Here is a 17,696-nt window from a genome sequence, read left to right as displayed (position 1 = left end):
GTCCGTCGAGCGACACCGCGCCCCTTCAGGACGCCGCGTTCCCCTTGCTCGCAACGCGGCGATGGCGCTCGACTTCCAGGACGAGATTCTGCAGGTCGTTGGGGGAGACGCCGGGAATGCTCGCCGCTTGAGCGAGGGAGCGCGGACGCTGGTGGGCGAACTTCTGCCGCGCCTCGAAGGAGACGGATTGCATCGACGCGTACGGCAAGTCGGCCTCGAGGGCGAAATGTCCCATGCGCCGGAGCTTGTCGGCCTGCACGCGTTCCCGCTCGAAGTAGCCCGCATACTTGATCTCGAGCTCGGCGGTGACGAGAGCGTCGAGTGCAAGGTTGTCGCCAACACCGGTGAGCGCGAAGAGTTCGCGGAGCTGTACCTCCTGACGGCGTGCGAGCTCGAGCACCTTGAGCGAATGCGGAATGGGGGCGCTGCCGAGCACGGCCAGGCGCGCGTTGACCTGTTCCGGCCGAATGCTCGTCTCGGCCGCCAGGCGCAATGCGCGATCTTCGTCCTCGAGGCGCTGGGCGACGATGGCCGCTTCGCGCGCGCCATAGAGATTCCGCTCGAGGGCCACCGGGGCGAGGCGCCGCAACGCGTTGTCCTGTCGCACCGTCAGGCGAAACTCCGAACGCGAGGTGAAGAGTCGGTACGGTTCGTCGACGCCGCGGTGGACGAGGTCGTCGACGAGCACACCGATGTAGGACGTTTCGCGCCCCAAGTAGAGCGGTGCGCTCCCCATCGCGGCGCACGCCGCATTGATGCCGGCGACGACCCCCTGCCCCGCCGCCTCCTCGTACCCGGTTGTACCGTTGACCTGGCCGGCGAAGTAGAGACCAGCGATCGCCTTGACCTGCAGCGACTGGTCGAGCTGCGTCGGCGGGAAGTAGTCGTACTCGATGGCGTATCCGGCACGGGTCATCCGAACATCGTCGAGCCCCGGAATGGTGCGCAGCACGTCGAGCTGTACGGGGGCAGGGAGCGAGGTCGACATGCCGTTAACGTACAGTTCGGAGGTGTCGTGACCCTCGGGCTCAAGGAAGACCTGATGTCGTTCGGCGGCGGGAAACTTGACGATCTTGTCCTCGACGGAAGGGCAATATCGGGGGCCGCGCGAGGCGATAGCGCCACCATACATCGCCGACCGGGCGATATTCTCCTGGATGATGCGCTTGCCAGGCTCACCGAGGTACGTAACCCAGCACTCCATCTGCTCAGGATGTCTGGTGCCGTTATGATGTCGCCGAGGCGTCGCCCAGAAGTGAGACCAGGAATAGTCGAACTGATCGACTTCGCTGGATTGGCGCTCCAGTGAGTCGAAGCGGACACTGCGTCCGTCGATGCGCGGAGGAGTTCCCGTCTTGAAGCGCGCCACCTCGAGCCCCGCCTCCTCGAGCTGCTCCGCGAGGTGAAGGGCCGCACCCTCACCCGCGCGCCCGCCAGCGATGCGCGTTTCAGTCCCGATGTGAATGCGGCCCCGCAGGAAGGTGCCGGCGGTGATGACCACCGCCTTGGCGCCGAACCGTCGTCCCTCGAGCGTCTCGACGCCGTGGACTGTCCGCCCGGCGTGGTCGAGCAGTAGTCGGGCGACCGTCCCCTGAATGGTGTGGAGCAGCGGCTGCTGTTCCAGGAGAGAGCGCACGGCTCGACGGTACAACCCGCGATCGCATTGCGCGCGCGGTGCCCAGACGGCGGCCCCCTTGCCGCGATTGAGCATCCGGAACTGGAGCATGGCCAGATCGGTGGCGCGCGCCATGATGCCGCCCAGCGCATCGACTTCGCGTACGACCGTACCCTTGGCGACCCCACCGATGGCGGGATTGCACGACATCTGTCCAATGGTCTCGAGCGCGCTCGTGACGAGGGCAACGGTGGCCCCCGACCGCGCCGCGGCAACGGCCGCCTCGGTGCCGGCGTGACCAGCCCCGATGACGATGACATCGAAGTCGTGTTCGGTGGCGGACATGATCCTGACGAAGCTACTGGACTCCTCGCGAACGGTCGACTGCACGGGCGCGACGGAATGCGTCCGCGAGCCTGTGACCGGAGGAGCTCGGCGGGAGTGTAGGGAGAGGCGTCGGCAGGCGCGTGGCACTCCGTAGTGTGTCGCGCTTTCTTCGGTGGCGGCGGCGCGTTAGTGTGCGCGCCTTACCTCGACGAGACACGCCCATGCCGCTGCATCTTCCCGCCGGCCATCCGGCCCTGGTGATTCGCAAGGAAGCGTTCGAGCGCACCGGTCTCACGCGCTCGGCGATCGATGAACGGCTGGGGCTCACCGCCGACGAGTTCCGTGTCGAGGGGGAGCTGGTGTGTGTGGGTCCCATCCCGGAGGACGACGCGATGCAGGACCTGATCGCTGATCTCGAGGGGGCGGGACTCACCTACTTCGAGGACTTCTTCGAACTCACCGGCAACTGGCCCGACTGGCTGGGCGTGCACGTGATGGCGCGTCGTCCGGCGTAGTCGCTGGGCCGCCGTGCTCGGCGCGCGGCTATTGCGGCGAGCAGCATTTGCGGCGCGCGGCGTTTGCGGCGATGGCGGGCCGCCGTGCTCGACGCGAGGACTGCCTAACGCTGCCGGGAGTAGTGACGCTCGGCGGTGGGCTCGGTGAGCGGGGAGCGCCGCAGGAGTCCCTGCCACCCGCACTCGATGCACCAGCTCTCGCGGAACCAGGGGAGGATCCGGCCGTAAAGGCGTGACTCCACGCGGAGCGTGGGGGAATCGCAATTGGGGCACCGTTCGCCCGGCGGCAGGATGACGAGGAAAGCGATCGTCGCCACGATGAAGCGGAGGAGCATGAGTCCTCCGAAGAAGGCGATGAAGAGGGCGGCGTCGCTCATAGGGGCAGAAGACGAGAAGACGAGAAGACGAGAAGACGAGAAGACGAGGGGGGGCTATCCTAACGTTCGGGTGATGGGGGCTCCATGGTGGAGCGATCCGCCGAGCTGGGTGTTGGCGAAGTGTGTGATGCGGCGCTCCATGTAGTATGTGGTGCGCGCGGGGTGGAGTCCCTCGACGAAACCGACGTGTCCGCCGCGGGCGGGGAACTCGAGGTGGAGCGACGGGTTGTGCCGCGCGATGTCTTCGACGTCGTGCAGGACTTCCGGGGGGTGAAAAGGGTCGTCGCGTGCGCTGAGCAGGAGCGTCGGGACGCGGATGGCGTGGAGGTACCGGATGGACGACGACTGGTAGTAATAGTCGGCGGCGTCGACGAAGCCGTGGACGACCGAGGTGAAGGCGTCGTCGAAGGCCCACAGGGAATTGGCCGCCGCGACGCGCGCAGGGTCGGCGATGCCCGGGTGTTGCCGGATCTTCTCGAGGGCCTTGGCCTTGAGTGTTCTGAGGAAGTTCCAGGCGTAGAGGCGGGCGAAGCCGCTGTCGATATGAGCGCAGGAGCGCGCGAGGTCGAAGGGGGTGGAGACGGCGACCGCGGCAGCGACATGCGGCGAGAGCGAGTCCCCGCGCTCGCCGAGCCACTTGAGGAGGACATTGCCGCCTAACGACACACCGGCCAGCACCAACGGGGCACGGGGTCGCTCCTCGAGGAGTCGCTCGACCGTGAACTGCAGGTCGGTTGTCTCGCCGGAGTGATATGAGCGAGCGGCGCGATTGGGCTCGCCGTTGCAGGAGCGGAACAGGAGGAGGTTTGCCTGCCACCCGTGCCGTTGCGCTTCGCGGAGCATCCCGGCGGCGTAGTGGGACCGCAACGTTCCCTCGAGGCCGTGGAGCAGGAGGAAGGTGGGGGCCTCCTCGGGTGCCTGCGCAGGGGCCTTGGTGCGCACGACATCGAGGATGTCGCCGTCGGGGGTACACAAACGCTCGACGCTGGCATCGAGCGCGGGAGGGGAGCGGAAGAACTTCCCCCACATGGTGGAGACATGCGGGTTGGAGAGCCACCACGCCGGCTGATAGGCGCTGGGCGCTGCGGATGGGAGCGGGTGATCAATCACGCGAGTCGCTGCGGGGAGTCGCGGCAGCAGGTGAGGAAGATGAAGGGCGGGACGGGGAGGGGAGGGGCGACGTCCGTGTGTGGCGGGTGCGTGGCGGGTGCGTGGCGGGTGCGTGGTGGGTGCGCGCAGGCTGGAGGAGCGCTGGCTGGAGGAGCGCCACTCGGCCCTGTTAGACTCCATTGCATGATCGAGGTCCAAATCTTCGGCACCAGGAAGAGCGCTGATACCCGAAAGGCGCTGCGATTCTTCGCCGAGCGCCGGGTCAAGACGCACTTCGTGGACCTGAACGAACGTGCGGCGTCGCCAGGCGAGCTGAAGCGATTCGCCCAGAAGTTCGGCGTGGAGGCGCTCATCGACCGCGAGTCGAAGCGCTTTCAGGAACTGGGTCTGGGGGTAGCGCGATACTCGGACGATCGCTGGCTGGAGAAGCTGGTGGACGAACCGCTCATACTGCGCATCCCGCTCGCACGCTGTCAGCACAAGCTGACGATCGGTCTTGCCGAGTCGACGTGGAAAGAGTGGGGAGGATAGAAGGGTGACGCAGTTCTCCTTCAACGGTGTCGGCGTCTCGTTCGGCGCGACCACGATTCTCCGCGACCTCACCTTCACCGTGGGTGAAGGGGAGAAGTGGGGGGTGATCGGGCGCAACGGCTCGGGAAAGACGACGTTGTTCCGGATGCTCACCGGGGAGCAGCGCCCGACGACGGGGACGATCGCCAAGACGCCGGGGCTGCGCATCGCGGTGCTCGATCAGCATCGTGAGTTCCCGGGCGCGACCACCGTGTGGGGGGCGGTGGCCGACGCCTTCCGCGAGCTGATCGACCTCGAGGCTGACCTGGCCCGGCAGGCCGCGGAGCTCGCACATGCGGGAGAGCGAGTCAGCGAGCAGCAACTCAATCGCTACGCGCGTGACCTGGAGCGGTTCGAGCACGAAGGGGGCTATACCTACGTTTCGCGAGTCGACGCGGTACTGGCGGGACTTGGCTTCGACCCCGCGCAGGCGCGTCACGAGGCGCTGTCGCACCTGAGCGGCGGCGAACGCGGGCGTGTCGCGCTGGCGCGCCAGCTGGTGCTCCCGGCCGATGTCATGTTGCTGGACGAGCCCACGAATCACCTTGACCTGGAGACGACGCGCTGGCTGGAGGAGTACCTGCGCGAGACGCGCGAGACGGTGCTGGTGATCTCGCACGATCGCGCCTTCCTGGACCGGATCGTCGACCACGTGTTGCACCTGGAGGACCTGACCGCCGCGGCGTACGACGGCGGCTATGCGCACTTCGTGACGCAGCGCGCCGAGCGGCGGCTGTCGCAACAGCGGGCGTTCGACAAACAATCGAGAGCGATTGCGAAGGAGGAGGACTACATCCGGCGCAACATCGCGGGGACCAACACGAAGCAGGCAAAGGGGCGGCGCAAGCGCCTCGCCTGGCTTCCGCGCCTGAGTCCCCCGCCCGACGACGAGTCGGCCATGGCGGTGCGGTTTCCTCCGGGCGAGCGTGGTGGTGACCAGGTCGCGGTGTTCGATCGCGCGACGGTGGCGATTGGCGATCGCGTCCTGTTGCGCGGCTTCACCGAGTGGATTCGCCGGGGGGATGTCGTGGGATTGATCGGGGCGAACGGCACGGGGAAATCCACGCTGCTCAAGGCGCTGTTCGGCGAGCGCGCGCTGTCGTCCGGCGAGATCAGGATGAGTGGTGGGACCACGGCCGCGATGTATCGACAGGACTTCGCCAACGTGCCGCGCCACAAGTCGCTGTATGACATCATCGGCGACATGCGCCCGATGTGGGAGCGCGGGACAATCCAGGGACACCTGGGGATGGTGAAGTTCTCGGGTGATGAGGTGATGCGTACGGCGTCGTCGCTCTCGGGGGGCGAGCTGGCGCGCGTGGCGCTGGCGATGCTCATGCTCGAGGAGGCCAACCTCCTGGTCTTCGATGAGCCGACCAACCACCTGGACGTGGAATCGATCGAGCAGCTCGAGGACGCGATCGAGCGCTATGCGGGGACGGTGGTCCTGGTGAGCCACGACCGGGAGTTGCTTCGCAAGCTGGTGACGCGCGTGTGGGAGCTCCGCGACGAGACGATTCGCGTCTTCGACGGAGATTTCGCCGAGTTCGAGGAGCAGCGCGATCGCGAGGCGACGGAGCGCGCGACGCGCGAGTCGGCGGCTGCAGCGGAGCGCAAGGCGCAGGAGAAGGTCGAGGCAAGGAAGCGCGCCGAGGGCGAGTCGAAGCGGCGCGGCACGGCGCGCGACATCCGACGGGCGGCGGAACGTTCGGAGGAGCGGGTAACGTTACTGGAGCAGAAGGTGTCCGAACTTGACGCCGCGCTGGCCGATGCGGCGCTGTACACTCGTCCGGATGGCCATGCGCAGGCCACGCGCTTGTCACGCGAACTGGACGAGACCAGGCTCGCGCTGGCGGATGCGATGCACGCGTGGGAAGCGGCGCTGTCGGCGGCGGAAGCGCTGGACGCGACGTAGCCCGATGATGCCGCTCGCCCTCACCCGTTGACCCAGGGTATTCCCATCAATCCCGAACTGTGGGCATGGGGCGGATTCCTCGCCTTTGTGCTGCTCGTCCTCGCCATCGACCTAGGCGTCCTGAACAAGGAAGCGCATGTGGTCTCCATCAAGGAGGCGCTGCGTTTCACGCTGGTCGTCGCCTTCCTTGCCGTCTGCTTCGGGGTGCTCGTGTACTTCCTCTACGAGCACCACTGGCTGGGGTTGGGCACGCACGTCGACAAGCTGGACGGGATGGTGAATGACGGGCGGCTGGCGGCGGTGAAGTTCTTCACGGGGTATGTGATCGAACTCTCGCTCTCGGCCGACAATGTCTTCGTCATTGCGATGATCTTCCAGTACATGCGCGTGCCGGCGCTGTACCAGCATCGCGTGCTGTTCTGGGGGATTCTCGGCGCGCTGGCGATGCGCGGGGGCATGATCCTGTTAGGCGCCTCGCTCATCGCGCGCTATCACTGGATCCTGTACCTGTTCGGGGCGTTCCTGGTGTTCACGGCGGCGAGGATGCTGCTGGCGAGGGAGGAGGAGCACAGCGAGACGCCGGGCGACGGCGTCGTGTTGCGTCTGCTGCGTCGCGCCTTCCCCATCACGCCGACCTATCACGAGCAGCACTTCGCCGTGTGGCAGGAGGGGAAGTGGGTGCTGACGCCGCTTGCCGTGGCGCTCGTGCTGGTGGAAACGACCGACCTGATCTTCGCCGTCGATTCCATTCCGGCGATCTTCGCCATCACCACCGATCCGTTCCTCGTCTTCACGAGCAACGTCTTCGCGATCCTCGGGCTGCGCTCGTTGTACTTCGCGCTGGCGGGGGCAATCGAGAAGTTCCGGTACCTGAAGGTGTCGCTGGCGGCGATCCTGGGGCTGGTAGGGGTGAAGATGCTGGTGGCGGACCTGCTCAAGGACCATCTGGGGCCGAACTTCAACTTCTGGCTGCTGGGGATGGTGGCGGCGATTCTCGCGGCGGGCGTGGTTGCCTCGTGGTGGCGGGCGAAGCGGGACGGCGAGGGGCGCGGGGAGATGCCGTCGGACTAGGGGTGTTACGGTTGTACCTGGGCGCCTTGGGCGAGGAAGTCGACGGCGACGCTGGACATGAGGCGGACGCCGACGGGAAGGGCCTTCTCGTCGGCGAAGAAGAGTGGGGAGTGATTGGCGGCGACCGTTCGCGGGTCCTTGTCGGCCGGCGTGACGCCGAGGGAGAAGAAGAAGCCGGGGACCTTTTCGAGATAGCGCGAGAAGTCCTCGCCGGCGGTGCCAGGGCGCGTCTCGGTGGTCTTGTCGGCGCCAACGACGCGCTGCAGGGAGGGGAGCATGCGCCGCGCGAGTGCGGTCGTGTTCATGGTCACCGGGTAGCCGAGTTCGATCTTCACATCGGCCGTGGCGCCAGCGCTCTCCGCAATGAGTTCGGCGGTACGCTTCAGCCGCTGGTGGATCTCGGTGCGCATCCCGGGGTCGAGGGTGCGGATTGTCCCGATCATCCACGCACTGTCGGGGATGATGTTCTCGCGCAAGCCGGCGTGGAAGGCGCCGACGGTGAGGATGGCGGGGGCGGTGGTGAGGTCGGACTGCCGGCTAATGATCGTTTGCAGCGCGAGGACCACCTGCGAGCCGACGACGATGGGATCGACGCCGGCGGCGGGATAGGCGCCGTGCGTCTGTCGTCCACGCACGACGATGCGGAACTGGTCGGCGGCTGCGGCGGTGGCGCCACCACGCCATGACACGCCGCCTAACGGTCCGGGGCCGACGTGCAAGCCGAAGATCGCGTCGACCTTCGGTTTCTCGAGCACTCCCGCCTCGATCATCGGGCCTGCGCCGCCCACGGGGGGCCCTTCCTCCGCGGGCTGGAAGATGAACTTGACCGTACCCGGGAGCTGCGCCTTCATCCCCGTGAGCACTTCGGCGGTTCCCATCAGGATCGCGACGTGGTTGTCGTGACCGCAGGCGTGCATGACGCCCGTCTCCTGACCGTTGTACACCGCGCGAACGGTGCTCTTGAAGGGGAGGTCGACCAGCTCGGTGACGGGGAGCGCATCCATGTCCGCGCGCAGCGCGACCACCGGGCCTGGCTTCCCGCCGCGCAGGATGCCGACCACGCCGTTCCCGCCCACCCCCGTCTGGACCTCGAGCCCCAGCGACTTGAGGTGATCGGCGACGAGCTTGGCGGTTCGCGTTTCCTGGAAGGAGAGTTCGGGGTGTTGGTGTATGTCGCGGCGCCACGCGACCACCTTTGCCTCGATGTCGATCGCCTGCTTGTCGATCGCGGCGTGCAGCGCGGACAGGTTGGCGCCCTGCGCGTGCGCAAGCGCCGACCACGCGGAGAGCGCGACCGAGAGCGCGGCGACTGCGGCGAGGCGCCGTTGCGGGACGAGGTGGGAGGGGCGGAGAGAATTGGAAAGGCGCATGACGCAGGGCTCAGGAATGGGAATCGGGACGGGCGAGCGCGGGCAAAGAATGTCGTGGTGCGGCGGGTGGCGCGAGACACCACGGCATGGGGTGTTGCGCTGGTGGAAGGGCTGGCGAGGGGTGGTGAGGGGTCGAGGGGGGTGAAGTCTCGGCGCCGAAACACCTTGCCGCGCGCGACGTGCCTCACGAGCAAACCACGCGATGCCCGGCGGGCGATTGCACCCCGCGCTTCGCACTCGACACGCCGCACGCCGCATCCAACTGCGCGCGGCTCGCTTACCCCGCGCCAGGCGACGCGATCGCCTCCAACTCCTCCCAGCGCATCATTGCAGCTGAGGATTCGTCGTCGATCGATGCCAGACGCGCCTTGGCCGCGCTCACGGCGACGCCATCACGCAGGAAGGCCGGATCGGCGAGCGATGTAAAGAGCGACGCCCTTTCCCGCTCGAGCGCGTCGATGCGGTCGGGGAGCTCGTCCAGTTCCTTCTGCTCTCGAAAGGAAAGCTTGCGAGGCTTGTCCTTGCGGCGGGGTGCGGGCGCTGGCGGTGCGATGGCAGGCGCCGCCTTGGCGGCGGTGACGAGAGGGGGGGCCGGACGCTGTCGCACCCAGTCGCTGTAGCCGCCGGCATACTCGCCCACCCTCCCCCGCCCTTCCATCACCAGCGTGCTGGTGACCACGTGGTCGAGGAACTCGCGGTCGTGGCTCACCAGGAGCAGGGTCCCGCTGTAGTCGAGCAGGAGTTCCTCGAGGAGGTCGAGTGTCTCGATGTCGAGGTCGTTGGTTGGCTCGTCCATCGCCAGCACGTTGAACGACCGCGTGAAGAGACGCGCCAGCAGGAGCCGATTGCGCTCGCCCCCCGACAAGGCGCGCACGGGGGTCCGCGCCCGGTCGGGCGTGAAGAGGAAGTCCTGCAGGTAGCCGTGCACATGCTTGCGTCCACCCGCCAGCTGCACCCAGTCGGCGCCGTCGGCGATCGAGTCGAAGACCGAGCGCTCGGGGTCGAGCGTGTCACGCAGCTGGTCGAAGTAAGCAACCTCGAGCCCGGTGCCGTGCCTAACGCTTCCCGCCTGCGGCTCGAGTTCGCCCAGCAGGAGGCGGAGGAGCGTGGTCTTCCCCGAGCCGTTCGGGCCGATGAAGCCCACGCGGTCGCCGCGCATGATCGTGGACGAGAAGGCGCGCACGATCTCGCGATCGGCGTGAGCGAACGACACGTCGCGCGCCTCGATCACCAGGCGCCCGGAGCGTTCGCTCTCCAGCGCCGACAGCTTCACCGACCCGACGCGCTCGCGCCGCGCCGTGCGCTCGACACGCATCGCCTCGAGGGCGCGCACGCGCCCCTCGTTGCGCGTTCGCCGAGCCTGGATGCCGGTGCGGATCCACGTCTCCTCGATCGCCAGCTTGCGGTCGAACTCGTCCCACGCCTTCTGCTCGGCGGCCAACACTTCGTCCTTGCGGAGAAGGTACGTGTCGTAGTCGCCTCCCCAATCAACGAGCTTCCCGCGGTCGAGCTCGAGTATGCGCGTCGCCAGGCGCCGCAGGAAGGCGCGATCGTGCGTCACGAAGAGGAGGGTGATCCCGGCCTCCATCAGGTAGCCTTCCATCCACTCGATCGCGTCGATGTCGAGATGATTCGTCGGCTCGTCGAGCAGGAGGACGTCGGGCTGCCTGACGAGCGCACGCGCGAGGAGCGCCTGGCGCTTGCGGCCGCCGGATGCGCGGTCGAAGGCGACGTCGGGGTCGAGGCCGAGATGGGCGAGGACAGTCTCGACGTGCGTGTGCAGTCGCCAGCCATTGGCGGCGTCGATGGCGTGGTGCAGCCGGTCGAGCGCCCTGAGGTTCGAGTCCGAGGGGTCGACGCCGACCCGCAGCGAAGCCTCGTGATAGTGCGACAGGAGCTTCCCGTCCTCACCCAGCCCCTCCGCCACCACCTCGTAGATCGTTCCCTGCACGTCGTCCGGGATGTCCTGCTCCAGTCGCGCCACCGTGACTCCACCCTGCCGCACGATCTCACCCGAATCGGCGACGACCGAGCCATCCAGCAGCTTCATCAGTGTGCTCTTCCCCGCCCCATTGCGCCCCACCAGCGAGACGCGCTCGCCGCGCTCGATGGAGAAGGAGGCCCCGTCGAGCACTGGCGGGCCACCAAAGGCGATCGTGACCTGCTGAATGGAGAGGAGCGACACTGCGGCGCCGGAGGGAATGTCCGAAGGGGCGGCGCGGCGCCCCTTCGCAATGGGAGCTCCGCTGCCGGTGGGGCACGAAGGATAACGACACCGCTCGCGCGTTGGCCCGTTCGCCCGAAGGCCCGCCTGCTCGCCCGTTGCCACGCGCGTCAGGGGGACGTTGCTTTAGCGCTCGGGCGGAAGCGCGCGTGCGACGCACCACCACTCGCGCGCACTGCCCTGCTCGCACTGTTTGCGCGCACGGCTTTGCACGCATACCGCGCGCAACTCGCCCCACGTCCGTCGCTTCACTTCTGGCGCTTTCCTTCTCGCACCTCCGATCAGGTCCATCGTGCATTCCACCATCCAGCTCCCGCCCATCCCGCGCATCACGACGCGCGCACAGGAGACCGAGCCCTTCTACGCCGTTGCGATCTATGGCGAGGCGATGGAGATGATCCGCACGGGGAAAGACGTGCGGTTGATGTGCGTGGGCGAGCCGGACTTCCCCACCCCGCCGCGTGTGGTGCATGCCGCCGCCGAGGCGATGCGACGCGGCGAGACGCGGTACACCATTCCGGCCGGCATACCCGAGCTGCGCGCGGCGATCTCGCGGCACTACACGACGCGGTACGGCGTCTCGGTACCGGCGGAGCGGGTTCTCGTCACCACCGGGGCATCGGGGGCGCTGACGATGGCGTTTGGCGTGCTGGCCAATCCCGGTGACGAGTTCCTGATGGCCGACCCGGGCTATCCGTCCAACCGGGCGCTCCTCACCTTCTGCGGCGCCCGGGCGCGCCACATTCCGGTCGGGGCCGCGGAGCGTTTTCAGCTGACGGCGGAGCTCGTCGACCGCCACTGGGGCGAGGCGACGCGTGGCGTGCTGGCCGCCTCGCCGGCCAACCCGACCGGGACCATCATCCCCGACGGCGAGCTGCGCGCCATCCACGACGTGGTGCGCGCGCGCGGCGGGGCGCTCATCGTCGACGAGATCTACCATGGCCTCACGTACGACACGCACCCGCAAACGGCCGCCGCGTTAGGCGATGACGTCTTCGTGGTGAACTCGTTCTCCAAGTACTACAACATGACGGGATGGCGCCTCGGGTGGATGGTCATTCCCGAGCCGTACTTCGAGTCGACGCTGCGGATGTCGCAGCACATGTTCATCTCGGCGGCGGCGCCGTCGCAGTGGGCCGGCGTGGCGGCCATGGAGCCGGAGAGCACGGCGATCTACGAGGCGCAACGCGCCGAGCTCAAGGCGCGGCGCGACTACGTGGTGCCGGCGCTCGACGATGTGGGGCTCACCGTCGCCTGCAAGCCCGATGGGGCATTCTACGTGTACGTCGACTGCAGCGCCTTCACCCACGATGCCTGGAACTTCACCCGCGAGCTGCTGCACGAGACGGGGGTCGCGCTCACGCCGGGGCGCGATTTCGGGTCGCACCGGGCCAACGACTTCCTGCGTTTCGCCTACACGGCGCCGGTCCCGCAGCTCAAGGCGGCGCTGGCGCACATGGGGCCCTTCCTGGAGCGGAAGCGCCGCTAGAACTCCCCGATGAAGCCGATTTCGGGTTGCAGCTGCTCGCCGAAGCGCTCGGCCACGGCCTGCTGCGCGTGTGTGATGAGTGCGCGCACGTCGTCGGCGGTGGCGTGGCCGAGGTTCACCATGATGTTGGCGTGGATGTGGGAGATCTGCGCCCCGCCGATGCGGAACCCCTTGAGCCCGCACTGGTCGATCAGCCGTCCGGCGCCGACCCCCTCGATCTTCCGGAAGATCGAGCCGGCGCTGGGGTGAATCTCGAGCCAGGGATGGCGCGCCCCGCGCCAGCTGAGGTTCTCCTGCAGGATCCGGTGCATCACGAACGGGTCGCCAGGCGTTAGGCGGAAGGTGACGGCGAGTGCGACGTCGGGCGAGTGGTGCAGCCGCGAGGTGTCGTAGCCGAAGGCCATCGCGTCGCGATCGACCGTCACGCGCTCCCCCGCCTCGGTGAGGAGGTCGACCGACTCCACCACCTCGGCGATGTACATGGTGCGTGCGCGCTCGGGGGCCGGCGACAGGAAGTGCAGGTTCTGCCACACCGCACCGCCCACCGTGCTGGGAATCCCGATGTAGTGCTCGAGCCCCGACAGCCCGTGCTCGATTGCCACGAAGATGAGGTCGCGGATCGTCGTCCCGCTCTCCGCATACAACGTCGTGTCGTCCAGGAAGCGGTGACTGCGCGCGCCGTTGCGGATGACCACGCCGCGAAAGCCGCGGTCACCGACCAGGATGTTGGCCCCGAGCCCGAGGACGAAATACGGCGTACCGGTCCGGCGCGCGAGCGTCACCGCCTCTGCCAGATCGTCGGCTGAGGTGGCATCGTACAACAGGTCGGCGGGACCGCCGATCCTGAACGTGGTGTATGGAGCCAGCGGCTCGTTGGCGCGCAAGCGCACGGCCGCGAGCCGTCCACGCGCCGCGTCGGCGAACGCAGCGATGGCCGCAGGCGTTTGAGTCATAGTGATGGGAAAGAAAGCCATGGCGGGATTCCCCCGCCAGCGGCGCCCGTTTGCCGAGGACGTAATGCCAGTACCGATTCTGCGCGCCGCATGCCTGACTGTCCTCGCCCTCGTGACGTGGGCGCCGCCTGCCCACGCCCAGCGCGCGAGCCTCGAGAAGTGGATCCACCAGCGAGTGTTGTCCAACGGCATGGAGATCATCGTGGCCGAAAACCACGGCGTCCCGCTGGCCACCGTGGAGATCAACGTGCGCAACGGTTCGTTCACGCAGCCGCCGGGCTACGAGGGGCTCGCGCACATGTACGAGCACATGTTCTTCAAGGCCAACGCACAATTGCCGCTCCCCGACCAGTTCATCGACCGCGCCTCGGAGCTGGGCGCCGTCTTCAACGGGACGACACAGGAGGAGCGCGTCAACTACTACATGACGCTTCCCAGGGATTCGCTCGAGGGAGCCATGCGCCTCATTGCCGCGGCGCTGCGGGAGCCGAAGTTCCTGCGCGAGGAGCTCGAGCGCGAGCGGCAGGTCGTGCTGGGCGAGTACGATCGCAACGAGGCGTCGCCCTTCTTCACGTTGCAGGAGGCCATCGGGAAGCGCACGTATCCCGGACAGTGGAGCCGCAAGAACATCATCGGGGAGCGCCCCGTACTGCAGAGCGTGGGGCCGGAGAAGATGCGCGAGATCCAGAAGAAGTACTACGTCCCCAACAACTCGGCGCTCGTGGTCGCGGGTGACGTGGAGCCGGCGCGCGTCTTTCAGCTGGCGGAGGAGGTCTTTGGCGACTGGAAGAAGGGGGACGATCCCTTCGTGAAGGATCCCATCCCGCCGATCCCCGCGCTCACGGCGAGCGAGGCCGTCATCGTCGAGCAGCCCGTCAATGCCGTCACGCTGATGATCCAGTGGCAGGGGCCCAGCGTGCGGCAGGATCCCGCGGCGACGTACGCGGCCGACGTGTTCAGCGATGCGCTCAACCAGCCGGTGTCGCCGCTGCAGCAACGCCTGGTCGACACGGGGCTCTTCCAGTCGGTGGGGGTGAACTACTACACGCTGGACCAGAAGGGGCCCATCTCCATCATGGGGCAGACGACGCCGGAGCAACTCAAGGAGGCGCTTGCGGCGCTCGACCGCGAGATCGGCAAGTTCGGCGATGCCGGCTACATCACGCCGGAGCAGTTGGCCAACGTGAAGGCCGAGCGGGCGGTGAGCACCGCATATGGGGAGGATCGGGCCAGCGGCTTCGCCCACACGTTAGGCTTCTGGTGGGCCGTGTCAGGGCTGGACTACTACATGGGGTATATCGATGGGATGGCGAAGCAGTCGCTCACCGACTTGCAGGGGTACGCCCGGAAGTACATCGTCGGCAAGTCGAGGATCGTGGGGGTCCTGATCGATCCCGAGGCGCGCAAGCGCATCAACCTCAAGGAGAGCGACTTGCTGCCGAAGGTGGTGCAATGAGAGAGGGGCAGAAGACGAGCGGACGGGAAGACGAGAAGACGCGAGGGAGCGGTCCGGGGTTCGCGATCGCTCTCGCGCGTCGATGCCCGCGCCGTCGCAGCCCCGCCTACCCGGTGCTCGTCGCGCTCCTGGCGGCAGTCTGGTTTCCCGTCGCCGCTGTGGCGCAGGCGACGTCACGCGTTGCTGCTGACGGTGGCGCCGCGGCGGCCGATACGGGGACCGTCACCTACGAAACGGGCGGCATTCGCGTCATCCAGCGACAAACGGCGGGCGATATCGCCGTCGCGAACCTGTATCTGCTGGGCGGAACGCGGCAGGTCACATGGGCCAACGCGGGGATCGAGCCGTTCTTCCTGGAGGCGACCGAGCGCGGCACGCGCAGTTACCCTAAAGACCGACTGCGGCGAGTAATGTCGCGACTGGGGACGGGGATCGTCACCGATGCCGATCCCGACTGGACCGTGCTCGGCGTCCGGGCCACGCGGACCACCTTCGACAGTACGTGGGCGATTTTCGCATCGCGCCTCACGCAGCCAACGCTCGATAGCGCGGAGGTCGAACTCGTCAGGCGCCAATTCCTGCTGGGCGTCAGCCAGCGGCAGGACTCCCCCGACGCGCTGTTGGAGTACCTCGCCGACTCGGTGGCGTTCGCGGGGCATCCGTACGCCATCCCTCCCGCCGGGACCGAGGGCTCGCTGTCGCGCATCACGGTCGCCGACCTTCGCGCCTTCCAGCGCGAGCAGGTCGTGAAGTCGCGCATGCTGCTCGTCGTCGTTGGGGACATTCCACGCTCGAAGGTCGAGCGGTTGGTCGGGCTCACGCTGGCGAAGCTCCCGGCGGGGTCGTACAGCTGGACGCTCCCGGATACGCTGCCGCGGACCCGGGCCACGTCATACGCGGTGGACCGGGTGCTCCCGACCAACTACATCATGGGGCGCTACGCCGGGCCGCGCGGGGGGAGCAAGGAGTACTATGCGCTGCGCATCACGGCGGCCGTCCTCGCCGGGCAGCTCTTTGGCGAGATTCGCTCGCGGCGCAACCTGACCTATGCCGTCGATGCGCCGTTCCTGGAGCGTGCCGTTGCGGCTGGCGGGTTCTACGTCACCACCGTCCAGCCGGAACTCACCGTCGACCTCATGCGGCAGCAACTCGCCGCCGTGCGCACCGGGACGATCAACGAGGAGGCACTGGGCCGCCTCGTGCAGCAGTTCCTGACGCAATTCTACCTCGACAACGAGTCCAATACGCAGCAAGCCGACTTCCTGGCCCGCTCCTACCTGTTCGAGGGTGACATCCGCGCGGTGGCGCGCTTCGAGCAACAGCTGCGCAGCGTGACACCGCTCGACATCCAGCGCGCGGCCCAGCGCTACATCCGCGACGTGCGGTGGGTGTACGTGGGAGACGCGAAGAAGGCGCCGACGCGATCGTTCGAGAAGTTCTGAAGGGCGGGACGGGGGACGGGAGTGCAAACGGCGCCTTGCGGCGCCGTTTGCGGTTCCTGCCGACCGTTCCGTGCGTCTGCTTAGGCGGCGGGCTTCACGATCTCGAGTTCGATGGCGATCTTCACGTCCTGCGCGACCACGAGGCCGCCGGTTTCCAGGGCGGCGTTCCAGTGCAGCCCAAAGTCGAAGCGATTGATCTTCCCCGTGGCGCTGAAGCCGGCGCGATCCATTCCCCACGGGTCACGCAACACGCCATTCGACTCGCCGGCGAGCACGACTTCCTTGGTCGTGCCGCGAATGGTCAGCTGACCCACGAGGTCGAACTCGCTGCCACCCTTTGGCACGATGCGCGTGCTCTTGAAGGTCATCGTGGGGTGGTTGGCCACGTCGAAGAAGTCCGCGGACTTGAGGTGGTTGTCGCGGTCCGTCTGCTTGGTGTCGATCGAGTTCACCGCGATCTCCACGTCGACCGAGGCGGTGGCCAGGTTCTGGCCGTCAAACTCGACCGTCCCCTTCACATCGGAGAAGTGCCCCTTGGCGGTGGCGACCATCATGTGACGGACCGCGAACTCGACGTGGGTGTGTGTCGCGTCGATCGACCAGGTCGAGAGCTGCGTGGCGGCGGGAGCGGTCATGGCAGGAATCCTCAAGAAATGATAAAGTGGTATTGGAGTGACGGCTTCAGGCTTTGTGGGCTCGCTGGGTCGAATGACCCATTGCCCTTTCGGGTGAGCAGCTTACTTTCTGTGAGTAAGAGTAAGCGCGGTTAGTTCTTCTGTCAAGTAACTTCTTTTCCGTAAGCGAGGCGCCATGTCGGAATCACACCCGATTGCGCTCTGTCCACGCTTTCACCACGCCGTCGAACTCATCGGCAAGCGATGGACGGGCGCGATCCTTCGTATCCTCCTCGGCGGGCGCACGCGCTTCAACGCCATTGCCGCCGCCATTCCCGACATGAGCGATCGCATGCTCGCCGAGCGACTTCGCGAACTCGAGCATGAGGGGCTCATCGAACGCATCGTCGTACCGGAGACTCCGGTTCGCGTCGAGTACGAGCTGACCGACAAGGGACGCGGCCTGGACGAGGCCTTTTGCGCGCTGGCGCGCTGGGCGGAGAAGTATCCCGAGGCAGCGGAGAGCGTGGCGTAGCTGCGGACGGGAGACGGGGGACGGGGGACGGGAGTGAAGAACGGCGCCAACTGGCGCCGTTTTTCGTTTGCTCCCTTCCCTTGTCCGATGTCCTTATCGCCTAACGCGCCCTG

The 17,696-nt window shown here is 67.3% G+C and carries 15 protein-coding genes; 8 read left to right on the top strand and 7 right to left on the bottom strand.

Annotated elements, in window-relative coordinates:
• Window positions 1-25: 25 nt before the first annotated feature.
• Window positions 26-1,960, bottom strand: a complete 1,935-nt coding sequence (mnmG, locus tag IT359_04855; GenBank protein MCC6928307.1) for a tRNA uridine-5-carboxymethylaminomethyl(34) synthesis enzyme MnmG — start codon at window positions 1,958-1,960, stop codon at window positions 26-28.
• Between the two features lie 203 nt (window positions 1,961-2,163).
• Here mnmG and IT359_04850 point away from each other — a divergent pair, with 203 nt between their 5' ends.
• Window positions 2,164-2,457, top strand: a complete 294-nt coding sequence (locus tag IT359_04850) for a hypothetical protein (GenBank protein ID MCC6928306.1) — start codon at window positions 2,164-2,166, stop codon at window positions 2,455-2,457.
• Between the two features lie 104 nt (window positions 2,458-2,561).
• Here IT359_04850 and IT359_04845 read toward each other — a convergent pair whose 3' ends face one another.
• Both IT359_04845 and IT359_04840 read right to left on the bottom strand, forming a co-directional pair.
• Window positions 2,562-2,834, bottom strand: coding sequence for a hypothetical protein (locus IT359_04845; GenBank protein ID MCC6928305.1), 273 nt, complete (start codon window positions 2,832-2,834; stop codon window positions 2,562-2,564).
• 54 nt (window positions 2,835-2,888) lie between these two features.
• A complete protein-coding gene (locus tag IT359_04840; GenBank protein MCC6928304.1) occupies window positions 2,889-3,944 on the bottom strand; it encodes a hydrolase in 1,056 nt (351 codons plus the stop codon).
• Between the two features lie 183 nt (window positions 3,945-4,127).
• Here IT359_04840 and IT359_04835 point away from each other — a divergent pair, with 183 nt between their 5' ends.
• The 3 genes from IT359_04835 to IT359_04825 are packed head-to-tail and all read left to right on the top strand — an operon-like array spanning window position 4,128 to window position 7,500.
• Window positions 4,128-4,475 carry a hypothetical protein gene (locus tag IT359_04835; protein ID MCC6928303.1) on the top strand — a complete coding sequence of 116 codons (348 nt, stop codon included), beginning with the start codon at window positions 4,128-4,130 and terminating at the stop codon, window positions 4,473-4,475.
• 4 nt (window positions 4,476-4,479) lie between these two features.
• Window positions 4,480-6,429 carry an ABC-F family ATP-binding cassette domain-containing protein gene (locus IT359_04830; GenBank protein MCC6928302.1) on the top strand — a complete coding sequence of 650 codons (1,950 nt, stop codon included), beginning with the start codon at window positions 4,480-4,482 and terminating at the stop codon, window positions 6,427-6,429.
• Between the two features lie 57 nt (window positions 6,430-6,486).
• Window positions 6,487-7,500, top strand: coding sequence for a TerC family protein (locus tag IT359_04825; protein ID MCC6928301.1), 1,014 nt, complete (start codon window positions 6,487-6,489; stop codon window positions 7,498-7,500).
• Between the two features lie 5 nt (window positions 7,501-7,505).
• Here the strand turns inward: IT359_04825 and IT359_04820 are convergent, their stop codons facing one another.
• Window positions 7,506-8,870, bottom strand: a complete 1,365-nt coding sequence (locus IT359_04820; GenBank protein ID MCC6928300.1) for an amidohydrolase — start codon at window positions 8,868-8,870, stop codon at window positions 7,506-7,508.
• Window positions 8,871-9,147: 277 nt separating this feature from the next.
• Window positions 9,148-11,055: an ATP-binding cassette domain-containing protein gene (locus IT359_04815; GenBank protein MCC6928299.1), complete on the bottom strand. Its 1,908-nt coding sequence runs from the start codon at window positions 11,053-11,055 to the stop codon at window positions 9,148-9,150.
• Window positions 11,056-11,386: 331 nt separating this feature from the next.
• On the opposite strand from IT359_04815, the gene IT359_04810 reads away from it, so the two are divergent.
• Window positions 11,387-12,583, top strand: coding sequence for an aminotransferase class I/II-fold pyridoxal phosphate-dependent enzyme (locus tag IT359_04810; protein MCC6928298.1), 1,197 nt, complete (start codon window positions 11,387-11,389; stop codon window positions 12,581-12,583).
• On the opposite strand, the gene murB is transcribed toward IT359_04810, so the two are convergent.
• Window positions 12,580-13,557, bottom strand: coding sequence for a UDP-N-acetylmuramate dehydrogenase (gene murB / locus IT359_04805; GenBank protein ID MCC6928297.1), 978 nt, complete (start codon window positions 13,555-13,557; stop codon window positions 12,580-12,582). The genes IT359_04810 and murB overlap by 4 nt on opposite strands.
• A 43-nt stretch (window positions 13,558-13,600) precedes the next feature.
• Between murB and IT359_04800 the strand changes: the two genes are divergently transcribed.
• Window positions 13,601-14,992, top strand: a complete 1,392-nt coding sequence (locus IT359_04800; GenBank protein ID MCC6928296.1) for an insulinase family protein — start codon at window positions 13,601-13,603, stop codon at window positions 14,990-14,992.
• A 113-nt stretch (window positions 14,993-15,105) separates the two neighbouring features.
• Window positions 15,106-16,434 (top strand): insulinase family protein, encoded by a 1,329-nt coding sequence (locus IT359_04795; GenBank protein ID MCC6928295.1) that lies wholly within the window; start codon window positions 15,106-15,108, stop codon window positions 16,432-16,434.
• An 80-nt stretch (window positions 16,435-16,514) separates the two neighbouring features.
• On the opposite strand, the gene IT359_04790 is transcribed toward IT359_04795, so the two are convergent.
• Window positions 16,515-17,069, bottom strand: a complete 555-nt coding sequence (locus IT359_04790; protein MCC6928294.1) for a polyisoprenoid-binding protein — start codon at window positions 17,067-17,069, stop codon at window positions 16,515-16,517.
• A gap of 175 nt (window positions 17,070-17,244) precedes the next feature.
• On the opposite strand from IT359_04790, the gene IT359_04785 reads away from it, so the two are divergent.
• Complete coding sequence (locus IT359_04785; protein MCC6928293.1) at window positions 17,245-17,583, top strand: helix-turn-helix transcriptional regulator; 339 nt, start codon at window positions 17,245-17,247, stop codon at window positions 17,581-17,583.
• Window positions 17,584-17,696: the final 113 nt, after the last annotated feature.

This window comes from Gemmatimonadaceae bacterium (assembly GCA_020852815.1).
Taxonomy (GTDB): domain Bacteria; phylum Gemmatimonadota; class Gemmatimonadetes; order Gemmatimonadales; family Gemmatimonadaceae; genus SCN-70-22.
Note: the sequence above shows the minus strand (reverse complement) of the source record. Positions and strands in the feature narration are given on the sequence as shown.